The organism is Bacillus glycinifermentans, assembly GCF_001042475.2.
GTDB lineage: Bacteria > Bacillota > Bacilli > Bacillales > Bacillaceae > Bacillus > Bacillus glycinifermentans.
In genome coordinates, this window is the sequence record NZ_LECW02000045.1 from 649,050 (window position 1) to 671,901 (window position 22,852).

Genomic DNA, 22,852 nt, shown 5'->3' on the forward strand with positions numbered 1-22,852 from the left:
TGGAGGGTATCTGTGGGAAAGTACACTTCTGAAGATCATAAAAAAGCGAGAATTGTTCAGCTTTTTCAGGATGGGCAATATCTTTATCATAAAGGGCTCAAAGCATACAGAGAACGAAATTTATCCCGCGCGCGCAAGCTCATACAGAGGGCGATTTTTCTTGAACCTGAAAATACGGGCATGCTGAGTCAGCTTGCCGTCATTTATACAGAGATGGGCTATTACCAGCAATCAAATGAACTATTGGACTTCATTCTAAAAAATATAAACGAAAAAATGACCGAATGCTACTATTTTAAAGCGAACAACTATGCTCATCTCGGACTTTTCCAGGAAGCCTACAAGGCGGCGGAAACTTATTTAAAGGAAGATCCGAACGGCGAGTTCAGCGCGGAAAATGCGGAGCTCCTTGATTTATTGGATATGGGAGAAGATGATTCAGGCTACTCGGAATACGACCAGGATGATTTAATCCTCAAGCAGGACAAGGCGAAATCGCTGTTGGAAAGTGGAGAGCTTCAGGAATCGATCAAGATACTTGAAGAAATCATTGCCGATTATCCGGAATTTTGGTCGGCTTACAATAACTTGGCGCTTGCCTATTTTTACGCCGGCGATATCCAAAAAGCGAAGACGACGATTTATGACATTTTGGAAAAGAGCCACGGCAATCTGCATGCGCTTTGCAATCTTCTTATTTTTTACCATTATGAAAGAAAAGACGAAAAGGTCAGAACGCTTTCTCAGCAGCTGTCCAATATTTATCCGATGCTGCTTGAGCAGAGGTATAAGCTCGGAGCGACGCTTTCGCTTGTCGGCAGGTACGACCTCGGGTTTAAATGGCTCAAATCTCTTTATCGCATGGGATTTGAAGGAGACGAAACCTTTTACTACTGGCTTGCCTGTTCCGCATATTTTACCGGGCGCACTCAGTTTGCCCAGACCGTGTGGAAAAAAATGCAGGAAGAGCATCCTTCTGCCGGACGAATGGAGCCGTGGAAAGAACGAATCGAAAAAGTCCCTGTTCAGCGGCCGATTGAGGAACGCCTTGCCGCATACTACCTAAGCGGGCGAAAAGGAGAAAAAGAACTGCTGAAAGCCGTGCTCGATTCCAAAATGGCCAAAACGTCGTTTGAAGATCAGTTTGTAAGGCTCGTGCTGTACGGCGAAAACGGGACGGCGGTCACCTCAAAAGACGCTCGTCTCGCTTACAGAACCGCGAAAGCGATCGAAGAAGCCGACCGTTCTGCGATCGAACAGGAAGCGATGTGTTTTTGGATATTTCATGTCATTCAGCAAATCAGGGCTAGCGGGCTTCAGTTGAAAAACGCCGGCGGATTAGCCGCGGCTATCTACTTCATTTGGAAAACAGAGCATCAGGAGCGCCTGACGAAAGCCGAAACGGCAAAGCTTTTCCGAATTTCGCCAGGAACGCTTTCAAAATACGAACGTACATTAAAAGAACATCTTTAACAACAGGCTGAACCTTGGTTCATCCTGTTTTGTTTTTGAGCAAAAATATAGCGATTATTCATGATATTTTATAGGATATGGGTAAGGAAGAATCAAGAAGGGAATCTTATAGAAATGGACTGCTTGCCAGCGTAAGCAGCAAGAAGATTCATGAAGGAGTGAACATTGTGTCAGAAGAAAAAATTTATGACTGCATCATCATCGGAGCGGGTCCTGCAGGAATGACAGCGGCCGTTTATACATCGAGAGCGAACCTGTCAACCTTGATGGTTGAAAGAGGGGTGCCCGGCGGACAGATGGCCAACACGGAGGATGTGGAAAACTATCCGGGATTTGAAAGCATTCTTGGACCCGAACTTTCCAATAAAATGTTTGAACACGCGAAGAAGTTCGGTGCGGAATATGCGTACGGAGACATTAAAGAAATCGTAAACGGCGATGAATATAAAATCGTTAAAGCGGGATCAAAAGAGTTCAAAGGGCGCTCCATTATCATTGCGGCCGGCGCTGAATACAAAAAACTCGGCGTTCCCGGCGAAAAAGAGCTCGGCGGCCGCGGGGTTTCATACTGCGCTGTATGCGATGGCGCATTCTTTAAAAACAAGGAGCTCGTCGTTGTCGGCGGCGGAGACTCCGCGGTGGAAGAAGGCGTCTACTTGACGCGCTTTGCTTCAAAAGTAACGATCGTACACCGCCGCGACAAACTGAGAGCGCAAAGCATTCTTCAGGCGCGGGCGTTTGACAATGAAAAAGTCGATTTCATTTGGAACAAGACGGTCAAGGAAATCCATGAACAAGACGGAAAAGTCGGCAAAGTGACGCTCGTTGATACCGTTACCGGCGAAGAAGAAGAATTCCGTACGGACGGCGTCTTTATTTACATCGGCATGCTGCCCCTGTCAGAACCGTTTAAAAACCTCGGTATCACAAACGAAGAAGGATATATCGTAACGAATGAGCGCATGGAGACAAAAGCAGAAGGTATTTTTGCGGCAGGCGACATCCGCGAAAAATCGCTCCGCCAGATCGTTACTGCAACAGGTGACGGAAGCATCGCCGCACAGAGCGTCCAGCATTATGTTGAAGAGCTGAAGGAAAAAGAAAAGGCTGTAAAATAACGGCCGTTAATCGTCATCGTGATTTAATCGGTCTGTAACACCAGTGAAACAATTTTTGGTTATGATTAAATCAGTAATTGACCCCCTTTTATAATGAATTTTTTGGCGCGGATTTTCGATCCGTGCCCTTTTTTTATGCAGGGGCAATTTTTACATTTTTTCACAATTTGTTCATATTTACAACATGAATATCAGGATTTTGCTGTAAAATAGAAGAAAAGAAGTTGTTTCGCAAGCGCTTCCATTCGCATCCTGAAGGCTTGGGAGGAATCCGGCAAAAGAATCGGCGGCCCGGAAAAACCGATTTTTACAGTTGGACTGCATGTTCATTGTGAGCGGGATCAGGAAACGGTATAATAAGAAAAAGAATTGATGGAATTAAAGGATGGGTGACAGACTTGCAAAGAGTGACGAATTGTGTGCTGATTTCAGATGATCAAGTCCTTTTGCTGAAAAAACCGCGCCGGGGCTGGTGGGTCGCTCCAGGCGGGAAAATGGAAAGCGGGGAAACGGTCAGGGATGCCGTCATCAGGGAATATCGCGAAGAGACAGGCTTATACGTGTTAAACCCGCAATTAAAAGGAATATTCACCTTTATCATAAAAGAAAATGATCAGGTTGTATCAGAATGGATGATGTTCACGTTCGTCGCCGATCATTATACAGGAAGTCCTGTAGAGGAGTCTGAAGAAGGGATCATTCAGTGGCATCAGGCAGGAGAAATAGAGAATTTGCCGATGGCGCCGGGTGATGGGCATATCCTTGATTTTATGCTGAAGGGCAGCGGACTGCTTCACGGCACATTTACGTACACGCCGGATTTTGAACTGCTGTCCTACCGTCTGGACCCGCAGGGCGAATAAAAATTAGGGGGGAGAAGCATGAATGTGAATGGAAGCCACGAAATTCAGCTGGTCATTATAACTGGAATGTCAGGCGCAGGAAAAACGGTTGCGATTCAAAGCTTTGAAGATCTCGGTTTTTTCTGCGTGGATAATCTGCCGCCGTCTCTGCTCCCGAAATTTTTGGAGCTGATGAAGGAATCAAGTTCAAAAATGAGCAAGGTGGCTCTTGTCATGGATTTGCGCGGACGCCAATTTTTCGACAGGCTGATCGAGGCTCTCGATGAAATCGGGGAAACATCGTGGATCACGCCGCGTATTTTGTTTTTAGATGCGAAGGATTCGGTTCTTGTTTCACGGTACAAAGAGACAAGGCGGTCACATCCTCTTGCCACGACGGGGCTGCCGCTTGAAGGAATCGAAACGGAACGCGCGCTTTTGGAAGAGCTGAAAGGCCGCTCGCAAATCATATACGACACATCCGATATGAAGCCGAGGGACCTTCGGGAAAAGATCGTCCAGCATTTTGCGGACGATCAAGGCCGTCACACTTTTACAGTCAATGTGATGTCGTTTGGGTTTAAATACGGGATTCCGATTGACGCTGATCTTGTGTTCGATGTGAGGTTTCTTCCGAATCCGTATTATATCGACAGCATGAGGCCGCTGACAGGAAGGGACGAGGAAGTGTCCTCCTATGTGATGAAGTGGAGCGAAACGCAGAAGTTCCTCGAGAAGCTGACGGATCTTTTGGGCTTTATGCTTCCTTCCTACAAACGCGAAGGAAAAAGCCAGCTTGTCATTGCGATCGGATGCACAGGGGGTCAGCATCGTTCTGTGACCCTTGCTGAATATATTGCCGATTATTTTAAGAAAGACTACTATACTCATGTTACTCACCGGGACATTGAGAAGAAAAGCAGAAAATAGCATGGCAGATCAGAAAAAAATCGCGATCTTTGGCGGCGGGACAGGTCTTTCCGTTTTGCTGAGGGGATTGAAGCATCAGCCTGTGGACATCACGGCGATCGTGACGGTCGCCGATGACGGGGGAAGCTCCGGACGTTTGAGAAACGAGCTGAAAATCCCCCCGCCCGGCGATGTCCGGAACGTGCTGGCTGCATTGTCCGACGTGGAGCCGCTCGTCGAAGACCTGTTTCAGCACCGCTTTAAAAAAGGCGGCGATTTAATCGGCCATTCGCTGGGGAACTTAATTTTGGCGGCGATGACGAATATAACCGGTGATTTTTTTCACGCCGTTACCGAAATGAGCAAGGTTTTAAATGTTCGCGGAAAAGTTCTCCCGGCTGCAAATACAAGCGTGGTACTTCACGCGGAGATGGAGGACGGACGGATTATATCAGGCGAGTCGACGATTCCTTCTTACGGACAGCGGATTAAAAGGGTGTTTTTAACCCCAGAAAAAATCGAGCCTTTGCCGGAAACGATCGAAGTGATCCGGGAGGCCGATCTGATCATTCTCGGGCCGGGCAGCCTCTATACGAGCATTTTGCCCAATCTGCTCGTCCCGAAGATCAGGGAGGAAATTTTGAACGCATCAGCGAAAAAGGTCTATATTTGCAATGTGATGACACAGCCTGGAGAAACGCTGTACTACAGCGCTGCCGATCACGTAAACGCCCTGAATCAGCACATGGGCGGACCTTTTATCGATACGATCCTCGTCAATTCAGAGGAAATCCCGGAAGATATTCGGGAAAGATATGCAAAAGAATCGGCCCAGCCTGTTCAGTTCAACATAGACGTTCTGTCCAGCATGGGACTTGAAGTGATCAAAGATCAAATCGTGACGTATGAAAACGGCGTGATCCGCCATGATACGCATAAAGTCGCTTCGCTTCTTGTTGATTTGTTAAAAGAATAGCAGGCCTTGGAATGGGGGTGTCTAAACATGTCATTTGCATCGGAAACGAAAAAAGAACTTACAAACCTGGAAGTCAAGGATTGCTGCGCGAAAGCGGAACTCTCCGCCCTCATTCGGATGAACGGTTCACTTTCTTTTTCAAACAGAAAGGTTGTTCTCGATGTCCAAACCGAGAACGCGGCCATCGCAAGAAGAATTTATACATTGATCAAAAAACAATATGAGGTTTCGGTCGAACTGTTGGTTCGAAAAAAGATGAGACTGAAAAAAAATAACGTGTACATCGTGCGTCTGATTGAAAACGCAAAGTTCATCCTTGAAGATTTAAAAATACTCGGAGAGAACTTTGTCATCGTGAGAAACATTTCAGAGGAACTGGTCAAAAAAAGGTGCTGCAAGCGCTCTTATATGAGAGGGGCTTTTTTGGCCGGAGGGTCTGTCAACAATCCTGAGACCTCTTCGTACCATCTCGAAATTTTTTCGCTGTACAAAGAGCATAATGACTCATTATGCAGGCTCATGAACCAGTTTCACTTAAACAGCAAAACGCTTGAGCGGAAAAAGGGATATATCACTTATTTGAAGGAAGCCGAGAAAATCACCGAATTTTTAAACGTGATCGGCGCACACAATTCGCTGCTTCGCTTTGAAGACGTCCGGATCGTGCGCGACATGAGGAACTCGGTGAACCGCCTCGTCAATTGCGAAACCGCAAATTTAAACAAAACGATCGGCGCTTCTCTCAGACAGGTGGAAAACATTAAATTCATCGATGAGAAAATCGGTCTTGAAGCTTTGCCCGAAAAGCTGCGGGAAATCGCACAGCTCCGCATCGATTACCAGGAAGTGACCTTAAAAGAGCTCGGGGAAATGGTCGCCAGCGGAAAAATCAGCAAGTCGGGCATCAATCACCGCCTTAGAAAATTGGACGAAATTGCCGAACAGCTGCGGTTAGGACAGCCGGTTTCTTTAAAATAATGCAGGGAGTGGGGGAGATCGCATGGTTCAACAAAAAGTGGAAGTCCGTTTGAAAACGGGACTGCAGGCGCGTCCTGCAGCATTGTTTGTTCAGGAAGCCAACCGCTTCCAATCAGACATTTTTCTGGAAAAGGGAGATAAGAAAGTGAATGCCAAAAGCATTATGGGACTGATGAGTCTGGCCGTCAGCACCGGATCGGAGGTCACCCTGATCGCCGACGGAACCGATGAGCAAGACGCCCTTAAGGTATTGACTGATTATGTCCAGGAAGAAAGCTAAACTCCCGTCGGGGTTTAGCTTTTTCATTCACAATGGAAAAGGAGATTCGCGATGACTGCTATGCTTGATACATTATATAAAAGGATTGGATACCCGCCGGGTCAAGGCGTTTCTTTTGCCGATCTGCCGGAGCTTTTGTCTTTGATTGCTTTGCAGTTCCCTTTTGAAAACGGGGCGGTCTTGAATAAAGAACGGATTCCGATGACGAAAGAAGGCCTGATGGACGCCTTGCTGAACAACAAACGTGGCGGTTTGTGCTATGATTTGAACGCCTTTCTTTATTATGTGCTGAAGGAAATCGGCTTTTCCGTTCAGCTTGTTCAGGGAACCGTCTTCCATCCTCAGGAAGGAAAGTGGGCGCTGACGGGAACGCACGTCGCCGTCATTCTTCAGGAAGGGAATGAAACCTATCTGCTGGATACCGGTTTTGGGGCCAATCTTCCCCTGAAACCCGTTCCGTTCACAGGCGAGGCCGTTTCTTCGAAAACAGGCGTTTACCGCATCAGAAAAGCGAAGACTGAAAAAGGAGACTACCTTCTTGAAATGGATAAAGGCAAAGGATGGCAGACTGGCTATGCGTTCACGCTGGAGCCTATCGATGAAGCGGTGCTTGCCGATGTCCGCGATGCAATTTTTGACCATGAAGACTCGCCGTTCAACAAAAATCCGCTTGCGTCCAAGCTGACAAAAGACGGAAAATTAATTTTGTCGAAAGATCATTTCACAAAACACGCAGACGGCGGCATTTCAAAAGAAGCCATTCAACAAGAGGAATTCAGGAAGATTTTCGAAGACGCATTTTTTGACTGAAACATTCCGGGAGCAGACGGGACGCGGGGGTGACCGTGTGCATTCGATCGGCAAAAGAAACCGCGCATCCAATGCGCACCGTCTGTTTTTAGCGCGGCGTGAACACGCAGGCCCCCTCTTTCTCACCGCAGTAAATCATATTTTCATATTTTCCATGAAAGGTGACAAACATGTATAACATATTCATCGCGGAGGACGATGAACAGATCGCTTCCATACTGTGCAACCATTTACAAAAATACGGCTATGAAGTCAGCATGGCTCAAGAATTCGACCGGATAAAACAGGAAGTTATCGAAAAGCAGGCTGATTTGGTACTCTTGGATATTAATCTCCCGTATTTTGACGGTTTTTATTGGTGCCGGCAAATCCGCGCCGTTTCCAATGTGCCGATCATTTTCATTTCAGCCCGGACTGATGAATTGAATCAGGTGATGGCGATTGAGCATGGCGGCGATGATTATATGACAAAGCCGTTTCACCTTGAGGTCGTCCTCGCCAAAATGAAAAGCGTGCTGCGCCGGACATACGGCGAATACTCATCCGCTCTCCATCAGGAGACACAGGTGATGGAGCTCGGCGGTTTGTACATATATCCTGATCGGTTTGAAGCGGAATGCGGGAATAAGCGCATCTCTCTTTCCCAAAAGGAATTTCAGCTTTTATCGATCTTTGTGAAGGAGCACGGCCGCATCGTCTCGAGGGACGAGCTGCTCGAAGCGTTGTGGGACGAAATCGAGTTTGTGGATGACAATACGCTGACCGTCAATGTGAACCGGTTAAGGAAAAAGCTCAGTGAACTGGGAATTGACGATGCCATCGCAACCGTCCGGGGGCAGGGGTATCGGTTTTCGATGAATCGGAAGGATGAATAGGATGTTCAAGACATATTTACGCGATCGGGCGTGGCTCATTCTGTTTTCGCTGCTGGGCATCGGGTTTGCCGCTGCCGCCTTATGGCTAGGCGCATTTGAGAACGGCGGTATTTCCGGAGCGAACATCTGCTATGTATTCGTATTGATGACCGCTTTTCTTATCGCAGGGTTAGCCATCGATTACGGCAGGCAGCGATCATTTCTTCTTCAATTAAAAAAACAGCATCTAGACGTATCAGCGATGCAGACGGGAGAAGCGCTTAAAGCCTATCATCCGCAAACGGAAGAGCAGCGGATCTGGACTTCGCTGATTGCCAAAATCAATAAATCATACAGGGAAAAGCTTGCCCGCAACTCAAGGCAGCGCCAGCAGCACGTCAATTTCACCAATCAATGGATTCATCATATGAAAACACCCGTCTCCGTCATTTCGCTTCTCATACAGGAGGGGAGAAAACAGTCTGATCCAGCGTCCCTCCGCACTGCCCTCGGCGATATAGAAGAGGAAAATGAACGGTTTCGCCGCGGATTGGACATGATGCTTCATATGGCGAGGCTTGACCATTTTGCGATTGATCTGAAGTCTGAGAAAATAGACGTCGTCCGCTTGCTGAGGGATATCATCAATGAGGAGAAGCGGCAGTTTATCAAACGGCGCCTCTTTCCGAAATTAGAGACACCGGACGAGAGCGTGATCGTTCACAGCGACAAAAAATGGCTGACAGTCGTCTTTCAGCAGATCGTCTACAATGCATTGAAATATTCGCCCCAGCAAAAAGGGGAAGAGATTATATTTGCAGTTGAACAAACGGGCGATCAGACGTCCGTTTCTGTTATTGACCGGGGGATCGGAATCCCGGCGCACGATCTTCCGCGCATTTTCGCTCCTTTTTTTACCGGGGAAAACGGACGGACGCAAAAAGAAGCGACGGGAATGGGGCTCTATTTGTCAAAAGAGATTTGCGGCCATTTGGGACATGAGCTTAGCGCTCTTTCAAAGCCCGGAGAGGGAACGGCCGTGACCGTTTCCTTTACGAGCAGCACCCTTCACGGCAATGTGACAAAATTGTAAGGTTGGCCGCCCGGTTTGCAAGGTAATTCGATGGGAGTTGTTTTCGCTCCTTTTTATAATAAAAGAAAAAAAGGAGAAGGAAACAATGAACGTATTGGAAACAAAGCATTTATCAAAAACGTATTTTTCGCAGAAAGGCGGCTTTTCGCATCAGGCGCTGGACGATTTTAATATATCGGTTGAAAAAGGTGAATTCGTAGGGGTGATGGGACCTTCCGGGAGCGGAAAAACGACGCTTCTCAACCTTCTGGCGACGATTGACGAGCCGACAAACGGCGATTTGATCATTAACGGTACAAATCCGGGCAAGCTGAAAGACCATAAGCTCGCTTTATTCCGCAGGCGCGAGCTCGGCTTCATTTTTCAAGACTTTAACCTCCTTGAAACATTGACGATCAGGGAAAATATTCTTTTGCCGCTCGCGTTGGATAAGGTGCGCTTAAAGGAAATGGAACAAAAACTGATGGATCTGGCGAGAACGCTGCAGATCGACCACATTCTCAATCACCGCACATACGAGGTATCCGGAGGACAGCAGCAAAGGGCGGCCTGCGCCAGAGCGATGATTCATGAGCCTGCTCTCATGTTGGCGGATGAACCGACGGGCAACCTTGATTCAAAGTCGGCCAAACAAGTGATGGATTCATTGACGAAATTGAACCGCGAAAAACAAGCGACGATTTTAATGGTGACCCACGACCCGACAGCCGCAAGCTTTTGCGAACGGATCGTCTTTATTAAAGACGGCAGGTTTTTCTCGGAAATCCGCAAAGGGACAAACCGGCAGGATTTTTATCAGAGCATTCTTGATACGTTAAGCGTCCTGGGAGGTGATTTTCATGAACATGAGAACCATCGCCCGTAAGAACGTTCAAGGCAATCTTCAGCGTTATTTGGCTTATTTTTTAAGCTGTGTGTTTACCGTTTCCGTGTTTTTTATTTTTTCTTCGTTTATTTATCATCCCGATGTAACGGAGGATAACATTTACGGAGGAGAAACTGTAAAGGTTTGCCTTTATGCGGCTGAAGTGGTTATTATCGTATTTTCCGTCTTTTTTATCATGTATTCGAATTCTGCATTTTTGCAGGCGAGAAAAAAAGAATTTGGTTTATTGAGTTTGTTCGGTACGTCAAAGCTTCAATTGCGCAAAATGATTTATTACGAACAGACGATCATTTCTTTCGTTTCGATCGCAGCCGGGATCGGCATCGGGCTTTTATTTTCAAAGCTGTTTTTCATGGCGATGTCGGCCTTGATGGATGTAAAGGCTCCGATTTCGTTTATGGTCGTTCCGAAGGCTTTGATTATCACGGCAGTCGGCTTCGGCATCCTCTTTCAGACGCTGACGATTCTGTCATTAACGCGGATTCGCAAGCTTCAGATCATCGACTTGTTAAAAGCGAAACAGCAGCCGAAAGGAATGCCCGCTTATTCCAAATGGCTCACCGTCCTTTCGGTGCTTTGCCTCGCCGGCTGCTATACGATCGCGGCAACGGCCGGGTTGCTTGATATGATCTATCGGGTGTTTCCGATTTTGATCCTTGTCCTGATCGGGACATATTTCTTTTTTACGCAAAGCAGCGTGGCGATTTTTCGCAGCTTGTATAAGCATAAAACGAGCTTTTACAGCGGAACGAACATCATTACCCGCTCCAATATCATGTTTCGCCTGAAAGATTATGCGCGGATGCTGTTTTTGACGTCGATCATTACAGCCGTAATTTTAACGGCGACAGGTGTCATCTACATGTTCTACGCCGATCTGAAAAATCAGGGGGAAACCGGCTTTTCGCAGGCCGTGGCATGGGTTGAGCAAGACGCTTCGACATACCATGTCATCAAGCCGGAAAAGGTGGAAGGCACTCTTCAAGATGCGGGTGCTTCCGTTCAGTATCGAATCGAGGTGACGGGGATTCCTGTCACATTCAACACGAAACAGCGGAAAAATGAAGGCGTGATGATTTCTGAAAAAGATTATGATAAGGCCGCCGAAAAAAAGCATCTTCCGCCGGCACAATTGAAAAAGGGCGAGGCGTTTATCAATTTTCCGTTCCACTATGGGAATACGGGATTTTTTGAAACAGGGGAACCCGTGAAGATCAAAACGGCAGCCGGGAAGAGCCTCGTGTTAAAAATGGAAAAAGAGCGGGATAAAGGAATCCTTTTCAATATGGGAAGAGCGAGCAAATTAATTGTCGTCGACCAGGAAACGTATGAGAAAGCGGCTGAAGCGGTGCCACTGAACAAACAGATGAGAATCATCGGCTATGAGCTTAACGATTGGGAACATCAAGTCAAAGTATCTGAAAAGCTTGAGCAAATGGTGCCGAAGGAGCAAAAAGATTCGTTTCAGGTCAGGGCGCCGGGCTATCAAGTGATGAAGCAGGCGACGGCGCTTACGCTGTTTATCGGGCTGTTTATCAGCATCGTGTTTTTCGTGGTCCAAGGGAGCATGATGTATTTACGGCTTTTCACCGAAATCGAAGATACGCGGATTCAAGTGTCTGCGCTGCGGAGAATCGGTGTAACGAAAAAGGAAATCCGGGCGATTCTCGGAAAGCAAATGGGATTTCTCTTTTTCATTCCGTTTGTCGCAGGCTCCATCCATGCCGCGTTTGCGTATAAGGCTCTCAGCAATATGCTCAAGTCTAATCTGTTTTTCAGCGCCGTGACCGTCATCGGCATCTATTTTCTCTTTCAGGCGGCGTATTACATCATCACCCGAAAAGTCTATGAACGGGCCGTTATGAAGAATATGAATTTATAAAAAAAGTGAACTGATTCAATATGCTGAATCAGTTCTTTTTTATAGAAATATGGAACACGCGTTCAAACTCTTTTTCTCCTTTAGGCGTGATGGAAACGGCTCTTGAGAGCGGACGGCGCTCAATCCAGCCCATGCGGATAAAGGCATCGAGCAACGCGGAGCCTAAAGCGCCCGCCAAGTGGTAGCGCCTTTCGCTCCAGTCAAGGCATCTATGGCAAAAGGAGCGGCGCTTTCTTTTGACCTCCCGGACATCGACGCCAAGCTCCTTGAAGCATGATGCGCCCTTTTCAGTAACGGTAAACGCTTCTTCATTCTCTTTTAAAAAGTCCATGCTGACGAGCTGTTCGGCAAGTTTCACGCCAAGCGATCCGGCCAGATGGTCGTAGCATGTCCGCGCTTTTCTGATCGCTCGATCCTCCGCGGACTGCCGGAAGGATCTGATCTCCCCCGGCGGTGCCGCAAGAAGAAGGGTTTCCAGTATCCGGGCGGTTTCCGCATGTTTAAGCCGGTAGTAGCGGTGCCGTCCCTGCTTTTGGCTGACCACCATATCCGCGTCCGCCAGCTTGGCAAGGTGGAAGCTGGCGGTTTGCTGTTTAACGCCGGCAAAGCCGGCAAGCTCGGAGGCAGTATAAAAACGGTCATCAAGCAAAGCGGTTAACATCGCCGCGCGCGACGGATCAGTGATAAGCTTGGCTACCTCTGCAATATTCGGGGTGACGTTCATATCGATTCCTCCATTATGTAATCCATATTTCGATGATAATCGATATATTAATGGATTACAATCAAAACAGATAAGGAGGAAAAAAACATGAACAAACGAACCAAAGAAATCGAACCAAGCATATTGTACTATGGGACGCCGGTGATTTTGCTCAGCACGCAAAACGAAGACGGCTCTGTGAATCTCAGCCCGCTTTCGTCTTCATGGGCGCTCGGGGACTGTGTGGTCATCGGAGTATCAACGGAAGGTAAAGCGTTTGAAAACATCGAAAGGCAGAATCAATGCGTCATCAATGTGCCTGACCCGTCATTATGGAGAAACGTAGAGAAACTGGCGGCCTTTACAGGGAAAGATCCTGTGCCCGAAGCGAAAAAACGGCTCGGCTTCACATATTGCAAAGAAAAGTTCGCAGCCGGCGGATTGACGCCGGCTCCGTCACAATCCGTCAAACCGGACAGAGTTGCCGAATGCCCGATTCAAATCGAAGCCGAGGTCAAAACGGTCCGCATTCCCGAACATACGCCATTCTTTGCTGTGATCGAAACAAAGGCGGTGCGCGTGCACGTTCATGAGAACATCATCAAAGGGACAAACCACATCGATCCTGAAAAGTGGAGTCCCATGATTTATAATTTCCGGCACTATTTCGGATTGGGGATGGAGCTCGGCAAAACGTTCCGAGCCTAACGCCCGCCCTCCTTTAATTCCTTCACGACATCGCGCGGCTGTTTGCCTTGAAGGCCGTCAATCAGGTTTTTGACGGCGGTCTTCAGCATGTTGACATGGGTGATGCGGGTGGATGATCCGATGTGAGGAACGAGCGTCGCATTTGGAAGGCTTAAGAGCTGATTGTCTGTTTCAATCGGCTCTTTTTCAAATACATCAAGGCCGGCGCCTTTAATCCATCCATCTTTCAGCGCGTTGATCAGCGCCTTTTCGTCAACAGTCTGGCCGCGGGAAATATTAATGAAAACAGCGGACTGTTTCATTTGCCTAAACTCGCGTTCCCCTATGAGATGGAACGTGTCTTTCGTCAGCGGTGTAATCAGGACGATGAAGTCTGACCGCTGTAACAGTTCGTTGAAATCGGTGTATACGGCTCCGGTTTTTTTCTCGGCTTCCGGTTTGCGGCTTCGGCTGTAATAGAGGACGTCCATGTCAAAGCCAAATGCGGCCCGCTTGGCAACCTTTTCGCCGATCCGCCCCATTCCGATGATTCCGAGCGTCTGGTGATGGACATCTGTGCCAAACAAGCTTTCATCATCTTCGGACTTCGTCCATTTTCCCTCGCGTACATAGCGGTCAAGCTCTGCGATCCGGCGCGCTGAAGAAAGGATCAGCCCAAATGCAAGGTCTGCGACCGTATCGTCAAGGACGTGCGGCGTATGCGTGCCGATCACAGAGCGTTCTCTCATGGCTTCGATATCAAAATTATCGTACCCTACGGAGTTATTGCTGACGATTTTCAGTTTCGGTGCGCTGCATAATAATTCACGGTCGATTTTTGTTCCAGATGTTAAAAGGCCTTCCGCTTCCTTGATGTTCTCAAGCAGCACGCGTCTCGGAATGCGCTCCCGGGACGTCCAGATGTCATATGTGCAGTGTTCGGCAAGCATCTCTTCGACTTCTTTTGGGATCGGCTTTGTAACGTATACAAACGGCTTCATCTGCATCCTCCTTCAAAATATGCTGTACTGCCATTATAGAGGAAAAATCGATACTGCAAAAATCGAAGTTCGCTAAGAAATGCAGGACTATCAGATCATTTATGCGATTTTTCAATCTCGAAGACAATTAATGAAATTTTTTAATTAATTTTAATGCATTTTTTTGACTATAAATTCATTGCCTCGCTCTGTCATCCGGTTTTCAATTACGTTTTTATAGGCGGACAAAAGTGTAGATTTTATTATTTTAGAAAGATATAAAATGTGATGTATTAAATATCCAGTACATTTTTAGTGAATTTTCGCAATCGAACCAAAATTCAAAAACCATGTGCTATAATTCATACGTGCAACAAATTCAAGGTCACATGACTATGAAAAGGAGTGAGAGAAATGGCTAACTTATCTTCCATTTTGAAGCACAATCAGTCTTTTGTAGAGGAAAAGAAATATGAGTTTTACGAAACGACGAAATTTCCCGAGAAAAAACTTGTGATTTTGACATGTATGGATACCCGATTATTGGAATTGCTCCATCATGCCATGGGTTTGAAAAATGGAGACGCAAAAATCATTAAGAATGCGGGGGCCGTTGTTTCTCATCCTTTTGGCAGCGTGATGCGGAGCATCCTTGTAGCCGTATATGAGCTGCAAGCAGAAGAGGTCTGTATCATCGGGCATCACGAATGCGGCATGGCGAGTCTGAATGCTTCAGCGATCTTTGAAAAAGCCACGCAGCGCGGAGTGAAGGCAGAGTGCCTGGAGCTGCTTGCAAATGCGGGCATCGATTTGAACTCGTGGATGACAGGCTTTGACAGCGTTGAAGACAGTGTCAAGTACAGCGTGAAAATGGTGCGGAATCACCCGCTTATGCCGGAAGACGTTCCGGTGCATGGATTGGTTATCGATCCTAAGACCGGCGGTTTGGAAGTTGTAGAAGATGGTTATTCTCAGAAAAATGTTTCGCTTTCAGGAAATACGGGATGATCATAAAGGGGAGGATGTCATTACATGCTACGTTTTTCCGGCAGATTTGAAGGTTATAATCTAAAGCGGTTTCAAAAAGATATTGTAGCGGGGATGGTCGTAGGAGTCGTCGCAATTCCGCTCGGAATGGCGTTTGCCATCGCCTCCGGCGTGAAGCCGGAGCACGGTCTTTACACTGTGATCGTGGCCGGTATATTGATATCGCTGCTCGGCGGCTCCAAATTCCAGATCGGCGGGCCGACAGGCGCATTCGTGCCGATTTTATTCGGGATCGTTCTGCAATACGGCTTTGAAAATTTGTTAATCGCCGGTTTTATGGCCGGAGCGATATTGGTCATATTGGGGCTGCTGAAGCTTGGCAAGATCATAAAGTTTATTCCCCGTCCGGTGATCATCGGCTTTACCGCCGGGATCGCGGTCATCATTTTTACCGGGGAAATCGCCAAGTTTCTGGGCTTGAGAGATGTTGAAAAGCACGAAAGCTTCTATATGAATATGAGAGAGGTAGTCATCAACTTGGATACGTTCAGCTTTTACAGCATTTTGACGGCCGTCGTATCGCTCTTCTTCGTGCTGTTCACGCCGAAGGTTCTGCCTAAAGTTCCCGGAGCGCTTGCCGGCTTATTGGTGTCAACGCTGATGGCGACGACGCTTTTTCCCGAACAAGTGGTGACGATCGGCTCTGCTTACGGGGAAATACCGCGCAATTTGCCGAGCTTCCAATTCCCTGAGCTATCGCTGGAAAAGATCGTATATTTGCTGCCTCCGGCTCTGGCGATTGCAATGCTGGGGGGAATCGAATCGCTGTTGTCAGCGATGGTCGCCGATAACATGAAAGGGACAAGGCATGACAGCAACAAAGAGCTGGTCGGACAGGGAATCGCCAACATGGCCGCGCCGCTTTTCGGCGGCATACCGGCGACCGGAGCGATCGCCCGCACGGCGACAAACATCAGGACAGGCGCTGCTTCGCCGGTATCAGGTGTGGTCCACGGCGTATTCGTTCTGCTCGTGCTGCTGTTGTTTGCTCCGTATGCATCCCATATCCCGCTTGCAAGCATGGCGCCGATTTTGATGGTAGTCGCCTGGAATATGAGCGAACGGAAAGAGTTTGCAAACATGTTGAGACTCAAAAATTCTGACTCAGTCGTCCTCGTTGTTACGTTTCTGCTAACGGTATGGCAGGATCTCGTTTTCGGGGTAGCCGGCGGCATTTTATTGGCGATCATCACCTTTATCGCAAGAATGAGCCAATCGTTCCGCATTAAAAAAGATGCAGCCGAGTCGCTCGTTCCGGCTGCGGCTTCGGCAGAGGAGAAAACGTTTCATCGGTCAGTCAGCATCTACACGGTTGAAGGCCCGCTGTTTTTCGGTTCATCCAATTCCTTGGAGGATTCGATCTTAAATAAAAAGCAAATGCCAAAACTGTTGATCCTGCTGATGAATAAAGTCGACTATATGGACTCATCTGCCGAAGGAAGTCTGATGACGATCGTCAACCGTGTGCACCAGCAAAACGGGAAGGTCATGATCGTCGGACTCCAGCCGCAGCCGCGGGAGCTTCTTCATAAAACTGGGCTGTTTCATAAAATCGGCAAACAGCACTTTGTCGACCGCCCTGAGCAAATCTTTGACGTCACATAGTAAAAACGAAGCCGCCTGTTCCGTGAACAGGCGGTTTTTCACTGGCTCACTTTCACATAAGCCCCTTTTTCCATTGCATCGGCAGCGGTTTCTGTCATCTGGCGCACATTCTCGGAAAGGGAGGAGGCGGGTGCTTTTCTGCCGTTTTGGATGACTTGCGGATCGATCAGCCTCGTTTTCAATGTTTGATGAAAGGTGAAATCGTTTGGTCCGCCTTGTTTGACGCGCTGTTTCGCCGTGCTCAGCTTTTTCAGTTCGCCTTTGAGGCCATGGCTTTCATTTAAGACCGCAATCAGTTCATCATCTGTTTTGAGAATATCGTCTTTTGTGATCAAGCGCATCTCGAGCGCCTGCTTCAGCACTTTGCTCACCAATTTCAGACCGTACAAATTTAACGGATGCATAAAAAAATCGACGACTTCCCGATAATAAAGGCGTGTAAACCATTCGGCAGCGCTGATGGAAGTGCAGCATATTTCCCCTTCAAAAACGGTCAGTCCGGTTTCGATAAACTCCGCAATTTCGTCCTTCTCTGCAAAGCCGTAGGCGAGGGAGTCGCGCAGCGTATAATCGATGCGGTCTGCACACAAGGCGGGAGCGGGCTGTTCCAGAAGCGTCCATTTGCTGTCGTCGTATAATAATTTCTCATGGCTGAATCCGTATGTATGTAGAATATCCGGTATGTCGGAATGTCTGACCCACCCGGAAAAGATCTGTTCGTGGTAATCTTCATTTACCATTTGAAATACATCATCAATCACATGGGAAAATGCCGTATGTGACACGTCATGGAGCAAACCGGCTATTTGTTCCTCAAGGCTTCCGCCAAGCTTTCGGATCAGCAGCATGACGCCGAGGCTGTGTTCGTAGCGGGTGACATTCCACCCGGGATTGACGAGAAAGCTCGCTCCGCCTTGATGGACGCCTTTAAGCCGCTGAACGCTTCCTGAGCGGATCAGCTCGTCCAGCACGGGCTCCACATCGGCTTCTCCGTACAGGCGGTCATTGATCTTCACGATGTTTCACCTTTAAAGCGCTCCGTCAGCTTTTTCCGGTGCGCTTCCATCATGTCTTCAAGGGATACGTCATACATTCCTGCAAGCATAATCAGATTCCCCATCACATCGCCCATCTCCTCGACGAGTTCCCGCTTTAATTCTCCGGCGGTGCGCTTCGTCTCATCGGGACGGTCCCTGCCGATTTCATAGGCTCTGACAGCTCTTGCCAGCTCGCCCGCCTCCTCCATTAAAAAACCGATTCTGATAAAAGGGCCGTACTCGCTCCAGCCTCTCTTTTGATAAAACTCTTTCGTCCATTTTTCTGCTTCTGTTATCATGACGATACACTCCCATTATAAAAAAATTCATTTATATTATCGCACACGGAACAAACAATATATAGTACGATGTTAGTTGTTTTAATCAATATCTTGAGTTGGAGTGAGCGGAATGAAAACGGTATGCGTCTATTCGGGGTCAAATATGGGTGAAAACCCGGAATACAAGAAAAAAGCGGCAGAGCTCGGGGCTTACATAGCCGGGAAAGGACTCCGTCTCGTATACGGCGGTTCAAGGATGGGATTGATGGGCGTGATCGCCGACACCGTGCTGGAAAACGGCGGTGAAGTGACCGGCGTCATGCCGAAGGGCCTTTTTCAAGGCGAGGTCGTCCATCAGCGTTTAACAGAGCTGGTGGAAGTCGGCGGAATGCATGAACGCAAAGCGAAAATGATGGAACTCTCTGACGGGTTTATCGCCATGCCCGGCGGATTCGGCACTTTTGAAGAATTGTTTGAAGTGCTTTGCTGGGCGCAAATCGGCATTCACCAAAAACCGATCGGGCTGTATAACATCAGCGGGTACTTTGAGCCGCTGCTCGAAATGCTGAAACACAGCGTTCAAGAAGGCTTTTCAAACTAATCGCATCTGAAGCTGATCTATGCTTCATCAAATCATCAGGAATTGATCGAACGAATGAGCGAATATCGTTATCCGGTGTTAGAGAAAAAGTGGAAAGAATTATAGAATACATAAGGCGAAGGGAGACGGGGACATGAAAAAGAAGTGGAATGTCGGTTTGCTGCTGTTTGATGAGGTGGAAGTGCTCGATTTTGCCGGACCGTTTGAAGTCTTTTCAGTAACTGCGGGCAGCGGAGAAGAGCGCCCGTTTGAGGTCAAAACGATCTCGGAAACAGGTGAAGCGGTGACGGCAAGAAACGGATTGACGGTCGTGCCTGATTTCTCGATCGGGAATGCCCCGCGTTTTGACATATTGATCGTTCCCGGCGGCCCCGGTGCGCGAAACCGCGAAGTTCACAATGAACGTCTCACCGGCTGGATCAAAAAAGAAGCCGGACAGACAGAGCTTTTGCTGTCCGTATGCACGGGAGCGCTCCTTCTGGCCAAAGCCGGTTTGTTAAACGGAAAAAGCGCGACAACTCATTGGGCGAGCTATGACAGGCTCGAGCAGGAGTTTCCTGAAGTGAACGTGATTAGGGGCGTGAAATTCGTTGATGAAGGAAACATCGTCACCTCAGGGGGGATTTCCGCTGGAATCAATATGTCTTTTCATATCATCAAACGGCTGCTTGGGGAAGAAACGGCACGGCAAACGGCAAAGCGGATGGAGTATGACAGCCCGTTCGGAACATAAAAAAGAGCCTCCGGGGAAACCCCGGGAGCTCTTTTTGCCCTATACTTCAACGCGTCGTTACCTGCGCGTCAGGATTTTATCGATTAAGCCGTATTCTTTTGCTTCTTCAGCCGATTTAAAGTTGTCGCGGTCAGTGTCGCGCTCAATGATTTCAAGCGGCTGTCCAGTGCGTTCCGCAAGAATTTTGTTCAGCTTGTCGCGCAATGAAAGAATGCGTTTTGCGGCTATTTCGATTTCAGTCGCCTGACCTTGAGCTCCGCCGAGCGGCTGGTGAATCATCACTTCACTGTTTGGGAGGGCATAGCGTTTCCCTTTCTCACCTGCAGCAAGAAGGAACGCACCCATGGATGCCGCCATTCCCGTACAAATCGTGGAGACTTGCGGCTTAATAAGCTGCATCGTATCATAGATCGCCATACCGGCCGTAATGGAGCCGCCCGGGCTGTTAATGTAGATGCTGATATCTTTTTCAGGATCTTCCGCTTCAAGGAACAAAAGCTGTGATACAATGGAGTTCGCAACATTGTCATCGATTGCCGACCCCAGCATAATGATGCGGTCTTTCAGCAGGCGTGAGTAGATGTCGTATGCTCTTTCCCCGCGATTCGTCTGTTCAATGACTGTAGGTATTAAATTCATAATGCTCCTCCTTCACCTTAAAAGGTAAGTATGTAGTTTAATCATACATTTTTGGTCAATAAAGGTCAAACAAAAAGCGTTTCCCCAAACGTTATGATCTGTGTACCATTTTTCCCAAAATGACAAAGATTCAAACGGAGTGCGGAAATCTAAATTTCTTCAGTACGTTCTGCATGATCAGAAAAAAGGTTGAAATTTGAAAGAAGATCGAGTATAATAATCATTGCTGACGCATAAAGGAACATAACGTGCGCTCGTAGCTCAGCTGGATAGAGCGGTGGTTTCCGGTACCACGTCTGCCGGGGGTTCGAATCCCTCCGAGCGCGTCCAATACGTTTTAACCCCGTCATATCAACGTTTTCCGACGGTCCGTTAAAGCGAAAAGTGTAGCGGAAGGACACGGTCTAGGAAGAAACGGAATGACGTTTTTAGCGGATTTCGTGTCGCCTATATCGAACTGGTTCGAGTCTTCTACGAATGCCTTGCGGAATAATATTTCGGGAGGCTTTTTTATATGGCGATAATTAGACGAAAGCAAGGCGTTAGATACCGGCGCGATGTAAGTCAAACGGAGCTGAGACCGTCTTATATGACCGTTCAAGACGCTCTAGATGCGGTGGTTTTGGTGTTTACAACCGAGAACTACCGCGATCGAACGATTAATGACTATCGAAGATATTTCGACGAATTTACGGAAGTAACAGGGATTCGTATGACGGACCCTGTAACGTCTGTTAGCGAAGATCATTTTCGTAGTTATATCACGATAATGTTAAAGCAACGCAAGCTATCACCAGTTACGATTAATATTAGGCTTGGCGGCATCAAGTCGATATTTAGCCGAATGGTGGAGCGAGAAATCATAAACGAAAGCCCCGCCAAGAAAATTACGAAACTGCGTGTCGATCAAACGAAAATAAAGAGCCTGACCGATTCACAAGTAAGACGTTTCTTTGGCGTAATTGACAAGGATACTTATGCTGGTTTCCGAGATTATGTAGCGTTCTATGTATCGTTAAAATGCGGCCTGCGTTCGAATGAGCTGGAAGGTCTTAATCCGGATGATATCGACTTTGAAAATAAGGTGCTCATGCTTCCTGGGGCGATTAATAAGAACAGAAAGAATCGAATGGTGCCCATGACGGACAAAGTTGCCGAGCTTCTAAAACAACTTCTCATAGAGACAACCGAATATTTTGGGAACGTAGGAAAAGTTTTCGTTAATCAATACGGGGAGGAAGTAGCTAAAGATCACCTAAGGAAGCGTGCGGATAAGTACGCTAAGTTAGCAAATTTGAAAAACGAGTGTAGGGCGAGCATCCACAGTCTTCGACATACATTCGCAATCAATTACTTGCGCAACGGGGGCGATATTCGGTCGTTACAAAAAATATTAGGGCACGCAGACTTAGAGTCAACGCAAGTCTACCTTGACTATGTAGATGATGTAATAATCGAACAGTTTAATAAAGCAAGCCAAAACGACAAGCTCGACGTGTAATGAATTAACCTCGTCTTTTAAGGCGGGGTTATTTTTTTGCCCAAAACGTTGCCGATTCGAATTTACATACGCATCTATTATTGAACACGAAAAAATTTTCGGAATTGATGTCCCAATAATAAAGATTGACTACGTGTTTTATAAGTGAAGGCGAAAAATTTCGTATTTATTGTGCGGTTTTGAAAAGTCGCGGGTATTATTTCGTGAAGGAGGTGGCCGGATGGGTGCCGTAAGCAAACGTAATTTTTGCGGATATGCAGCAGAAAGTATTGTCCGTGCTGATTTGGCGAAGAAGGGAATCGTTAGCCTTAGTCCGGACATACCGTGGGTCCATTACGACATCGTTGCGGATGTAGACGGAGTATTTACGAAGATTCAAGTCAAAACGAATATGGAACACGACGGATATCGGATGAGGATCGATAATCGAAAATCTAACGGAGCAAGCCGTCCATACACGAAGAAGGATTACGACATACTTGCGATCGTGGATTTAGAGAATCGACGGGTTGCGTACCTTCCTTACGATGTGTGGCAAGGGAAATCGCAAATTTCGATTATGCTTCGAGAGGTGGTCGATATGAACGGATATGGCGGAAGCAAACAACCGTTATACTTTTCGGATTACTTAGAATTTCCGGAGATCGTTACGAAAGAGATTGCGGGGTGATAAACGTATGACAAACGAACATCAACGACTTGTCTCAGTCGAATCGCAGTCCGAATATAGTCTGACGTCCGGCAAGTCCGAAACGCGTATCTTCGTCAAAATGTACGTCGATGCCGTCAAGAAAGGGTTGATTGCGGACATCGGAGCCGATCGTTGGCAAACGTTATGTGTCCTCTCGTCATTCATGAACGAAAAGGGCGAATGTTATCCAACGCAGGATCAGATCGCGAAGGCGCTGAATGTACGAAGAGAGGCCGCAAACAAACG

At 47.5% G+C, this 22,852-nt stretch carries 23 protein-coding genes, 1 tRNA gene and 2 pseudogenes; 21 read left to right on the forward strand and 5 right to left on the reverse strand.

The window, feature by feature from the left end; all coding sequences use genetic code 11:
* Positions 1-12 precede the first annotated feature (12 nt).
* The 12 genes from AB447_RS22530 (at position 13) to AB447_RS22590 (ending at position 12,101) form a co-directional block, all read left to right on the forward strand.
* Entirely contained in the window at positions 13-1,473 is a 1,461-nt protein-coding gene (locus tag AB447_RS22530; RefSeq protein WP_048354982.1) for a tetratricopeptide repeat protein, read from the forward strand.
* 167 nt (positions 1,474-1,640) lie between these two features.
* Positions 1,641-2,591: a thioredoxin-disulfide reductase gene (gene trxB, locus AB447_RS22535; RefSeq protein WP_048354983.1), complete on the forward strand. Its 951-nt coding sequence runs from the start codon at positions 1,641-1,643 to the stop codon at positions 2,589-2,591.
* A 389-nt stretch (positions 2,592-2,980) separates the two neighbouring features.
* Positions 2,981-3,454, forward strand: coding sequence for an 8-oxo-dGTP diphosphatase (locus AB447_RS22540; RefSeq protein WP_096891935.1), 474 nt, complete (start codon positions 2,981-2,983; stop codon positions 3,452-3,454).
* 18 nt (positions 3,455-3,472) lie between these two features.
* The gene (gene rapZ, locus AB447_RS22545) at positions 3,473-4,363 is read left to right on the forward strand and encodes an RNase adapter RapZ (protein WP_048405751.1); all 891 of its coding nucleotides are present in this window, start codon (positions 3,473-3,475) and stop codon (positions 4,361-4,363) included.
* Position 4,364: 1 nt separating this feature from the next.
* Positions 4,365-5,318 carry a gluconeogenesis factor YvcK family protein gene (locus AB447_RS22550; RefSeq protein ID WP_057957758.1) on the forward strand — a complete coding sequence of 318 codons (954 nt, stop codon included), beginning with the start codon at positions 4,365-4,367 and terminating at the stop codon, positions 5,316-5,318.
* 27 nt (positions 5,319-5,345) lie between these two features.
* Positions 5,346-6,296: a DNA-binding protein WhiA gene (gene whiA, locus AB447_RS22555; protein ID WP_048354984.1), complete on the forward strand. Its 951-nt coding sequence runs from the start codon at positions 5,346-5,348 to the stop codon at positions 6,294-6,296.
* A gap of 22 nt (positions 6,297-6,318) precedes the next feature.
* Positions 6,319-6,576, forward strand: coding sequence for an HPr family phosphocarrier protein (locus AB447_RS22560; protein WP_046131828.1), 258 nt, complete (start codon positions 6,319-6,321; stop codon positions 6,574-6,576).
* 51 nt (positions 6,577-6,627) lie between these two features.
* Entirely contained in the window at positions 6,628-7,386 is a 759-nt protein-coding gene (locus AB447_RS22565) for an arylamine N-acetyltransferase (protein WP_048354985.1), read from the forward strand.
* A 170-nt stretch (positions 7,387-7,556) separates the two neighbouring features.
* Entirely contained in the window at positions 7,557-8,261 is a 705-nt protein-coding gene (locus AB447_RS22575; RefSeq protein ID WP_048354987.1) for a response regulator transcription factor, read from the forward strand.
* Between the two features lies 1 nt (position 8,262).
* Positions 8,263-9,333 carry a sensor histidine kinase gene (locus AB447_RS22580; protein ID WP_048354988.1) on the forward strand — a complete coding sequence of 357 codons (1,071 nt, stop codon included), beginning with the start codon at positions 8,263-8,265 and terminating at the stop codon, positions 9,331-9,333.
* 85 nt (positions 9,334-9,418) lie between these two features.
* A complete protein-coding gene (locus AB447_RS22585) occupies positions 9,419-10,198 on the forward strand; it encodes an ABC transporter ATP-binding protein (protein WP_048354989.1) in 780 nt (259 codons plus the stop codon).
* A complete protein-coding gene (locus AB447_RS22590) occupies positions 10,173-12,101 on the forward strand; it encodes an ABC transporter permease (RefSeq protein ID WP_048405749.1) in 1,929 nt (642 codons plus the stop codon). Before AB447_RS22585 ends, AB447_RS22590 begins: the two co-directional genes overlap by 26 nt.
* 28 nt (positions 12,102-12,129) lie before the next feature.
* Here the strand turns inward: AB447_RS22590 and AB447_RS22595 are convergent, their stop codons facing one another.
* The gene (locus AB447_RS22595; RefSeq protein ID WP_048354990.1) at positions 12,130-12,825 is read right to left on the reverse strand and encodes an ArsR/SmtB family transcription factor; all 696 of its coding nucleotides are present in this window, start codon (positions 12,823-12,825) and stop codon (positions 12,130-12,132) included.
* An 87-nt stretch (positions 12,826-12,912) separates the two neighbouring features.
* Between AB447_RS22595 and AB447_RS22600 the strand changes: the two genes are divergently transcribed.
* Positions 12,913-13,512, forward strand: coding sequence for a flavin reductase family protein (locus AB447_RS22600; protein WP_048354991.1), 600 nt, complete (start codon positions 12,913-12,915; stop codon positions 13,510-13,512).
* Here AB447_RS22600 and AB447_RS22605 read toward each other — a convergent pair.
* Positions 13,509-14,492, reverse strand: coding sequence for a 2-hydroxyacid dehydrogenase (locus AB447_RS22605; RefSeq protein ID WP_048354992.1), 984 nt, complete (start codon positions 14,490-14,492; stop codon positions 13,509-13,511). The genes AB447_RS22600 and AB447_RS22605 overlap by 4 nt on opposite strands.
* Positions 14,493-14,885: 393 nt before the next feature.
* Here AB447_RS22605 and AB447_RS22610 point away from each other — a divergent pair, with 393 nt between their 5' ends.
* Together AB447_RS22610 and AB447_RS22615 are read left to right on the forward strand one after the other, a co-directional pair.
* Positions 14,886-15,479 carry a beta-class carbonic anhydrase gene (locus AB447_RS22610; protein ID WP_048354993.1) on the forward strand — a complete coding sequence of 198 codons (594 nt, stop codon included), beginning with the start codon at positions 14,886-14,888 and terminating at the stop codon, positions 15,477-15,479.
* A 24-nt stretch (positions 15,480-15,503) separates the two neighbouring features.
* The gene (locus AB447_RS22615; RefSeq protein ID WP_048354994.1) at positions 15,504-17,123 is read left to right on the forward strand and encodes a SulP family inorganic anion transporter; all 1,620 of its coding nucleotides are present in this window, start codon (positions 15,504-15,506) and stop codon (positions 17,121-17,123) included.
* Between the two features lie 38 nt (positions 17,124-17,161).
* Here the strand turns inward: AB447_RS22615 and AB447_RS22620 are convergent, their stop codons facing one another.
* On the reverse strand, positions 17,162-18,139 hold the full coding sequence (locus AB447_RS22620) for an HD domain-containing protein (protein WP_048354995.1): 978 nt from the start codon (positions 18,137-18,139) through the stop codon (positions 17,162-17,164).
* Entirely contained in the window at positions 18,136-18,459 is a 324-nt protein-coding gene (locus AB447_RS22625; protein ID WP_048354996.1) for a MazG nucleotide pyrophosphohydrolase domain-containing protein, read from the reverse strand. Before AB447_RS22625 ends, AB447_RS22620 begins: the two co-directional genes overlap by 4 nt.
* A gap of 112 nt (positions 18,460-18,571) precedes the next feature.
* Between AB447_RS22625 and AB447_RS22630 the strand changes: the two are divergent.
* Together AB447_RS22630 and AB447_RS22635 are read left to right on the forward strand one after the other, a co-directional pair.
* Positions 18,572-19,147 (forward strand): annotated as a pseudogene (locus AB447_RS22630) (LOG family protein).
* Positions 19,148-19,175: 28 nt separating this feature from the next.
* Positions 19,176-19,775 carry a DJ-1/PfpI family protein gene (locus AB447_RS22635; protein ID WP_048354997.1) on the forward strand — a complete coding sequence of 200 codons (600 nt, stop codon included), beginning with the start codon at positions 19,176-19,178 and terminating at the stop codon, positions 19,773-19,775.
* 57 nt (positions 19,776-19,832) lie between these two features.
* Here the strand turns inward: AB447_RS22635 and clpP are convergent, their stop codons facing one another.
* Positions 19,833-20,414, reverse strand: a complete 582-nt coding sequence (gene clpP / locus AB447_RS22640) for an ATP-dependent Clp endopeptidase proteolytic subunit ClpP (protein ID WP_046131841.1) — start codon at positions 20,412-20,414, stop codon at positions 19,833-19,835.
* A gap of 250 nt (positions 20,415-20,664) precedes the next feature.
* On the opposite strand from clpP, the gene AB447_RS22645 reads away from it, so the two are divergent.
* The 4 genes and pseudogenes from AB447_RS22645 to AB447_RS26520 all read left to right on the forward strand — a co-directional run.
* Positions 20,665-20,740 (forward strand) — tRNA-Arg (locus AB447_RS22645).
* A 188-nt stretch (positions 20,741-20,928) separates the two neighbouring features.
* Positions 20,929-21,915, forward strand: a complete 987-nt coding sequence (locus tag AB447_RS22650) for a tyrosine-type recombinase/integrase (RefSeq protein ID WP_048354998.1) — start codon at positions 20,929-20,931, stop codon at positions 21,913-21,915.
* Between the two features lie 220 nt (positions 21,916-22,135).
* Positions 22,136-22,585, forward strand: coding sequence for a group I intron-associated PD-(D/E)XK endonuclease (locus AB447_RS22655; protein ID WP_048354999.1), 450 nt, complete (start codon positions 22,136-22,138; stop codon positions 22,583-22,585).
* Between the two features lie 7 nt (positions 22,586-22,592).
* Positions 22,593-22,852, forward strand: a pseudogene (locus AB447_RS26520) (helix-turn-helix domain-containing protein); the annotation flags it as partial.

Coding starts and splice junctions, on each gene's coding strand:
- AB447_RS22655 (WP_048354999.1), top strand. CDS start 22,136: ATGGGTGCCGTAAGCAAACGTAATTTTTGCGGATATGCAGCAGAAAGT.
- AB447_RS22625 (WP_048354996.1), bottom strand. CDS start 18,459: ATGATAACAGAAGCAGAAAAATGGACGAAAGAGTTTTATCAAAAGAGA.
- AB447_RS22635 (WP_048354997.1), top strand. CDS start 19,176: ATGAAAAAGAAGTGGAATGTCGGTTTGCTGCTGTTTGATGAGGTGGAA.
- AB447_RS22560 (WP_046131828.1), top strand. CDS start 6,319: ATGGTTCAACAAAAAGTGGAAGTCCGTTTGAAAACGGGACTGCAGGCG.
- AB447_RS22550 (WP_057957758.1), top strand. CDS start 4,365: ATGGCAGATCAGAAAAAAATCGCGATCTTTGGCGGCGGGACAGGTCTT.
- clpP (WP_046131841.1), bottom strand. CDS start 20,414: ATGAATTTAATACCTACAGTCATTGAACAGACGAATCGCGGGGAAAGA.
- AB447_RS22650 (WP_048354998.1), top strand. CDS start 20,929: ATGGCGATAATTAGACGAAAGCAAGGCGTTAGATACCGGCGCGATGTA.
- AB447_RS22600 (WP_048354991.1), top strand. CDS start 12,913: ATGAACAAACGAACCAAAGAAATCGAACCAAGCATATTGTACTATGGG.
- AB447_RS22585 (WP_048354989.1), top strand. CDS start 9,419: ATGAACGTATTGGAAACAAAGCATTTATCAAAAACGTATTTTTCGCAG.
- AB447_RS22565 (WP_048354985.1), top strand. CDS start 6,628: ATGACTGCTATGCTTGATACATTATATAAAAGGATTGGATACCCGCCG.
- AB447_RS22590 (WP_048405749.1), top strand. CDS start 10,173: ATGAACATGAGAACCATCGCCCGTAAGAACGTTCAAGGCAATCTTCAG.
- AB447_RS22595 (WP_048354990.1), bottom strand. CDS start 12,825: ATGAACGTCACCCCGAATATTGCAGAGGTAGCCAAGCTTATCACTGAT.
- AB447_RS22580 (WP_048354988.1), top strand. CDS start 8,263: ATGTTCAAGACATATTTACGCGATCGGGCGTGGCTCATTCTGTTTTCG.
- whiA (WP_048354984.1), top strand. CDS start 5,346: ATGTCATTTGCATCGGAAACGAAAAAAGAACTTACAAACCTGGAAGTC.
- AB447_RS22575 (WP_048354987.1), top strand. CDS start 7,557: ATGTATAACATATTCATCGCGGAGGACGATGAACAGATCGCTTCCATA.
- AB447_RS22615 (WP_048354994.1), top strand. CDS start 15,504: ATGCTACGTTTTTCCGGCAGATTTGAAGGTTATAATCTAAAGCGGTTT.
- rapZ (WP_048405751.1), top strand. CDS start 3,473: ATGAATGTGAATGGAAGCCACGAAATTCAGCTGGTCATTATAACTGGA.
- AB447_RS22610 (WP_048354993.1), top strand. CDS start 14,886: ATGGCTAACTTATCTTCCATTTTGAAGCACAATCAGTCTTTTGTAGAG.
- AB447_RS22605 (WP_048354992.1), bottom strand. CDS start 14,492: ATGAAGCCGTTTGTATACGTTACAAAGCCGATCCCAAAAGAAGTCGAA.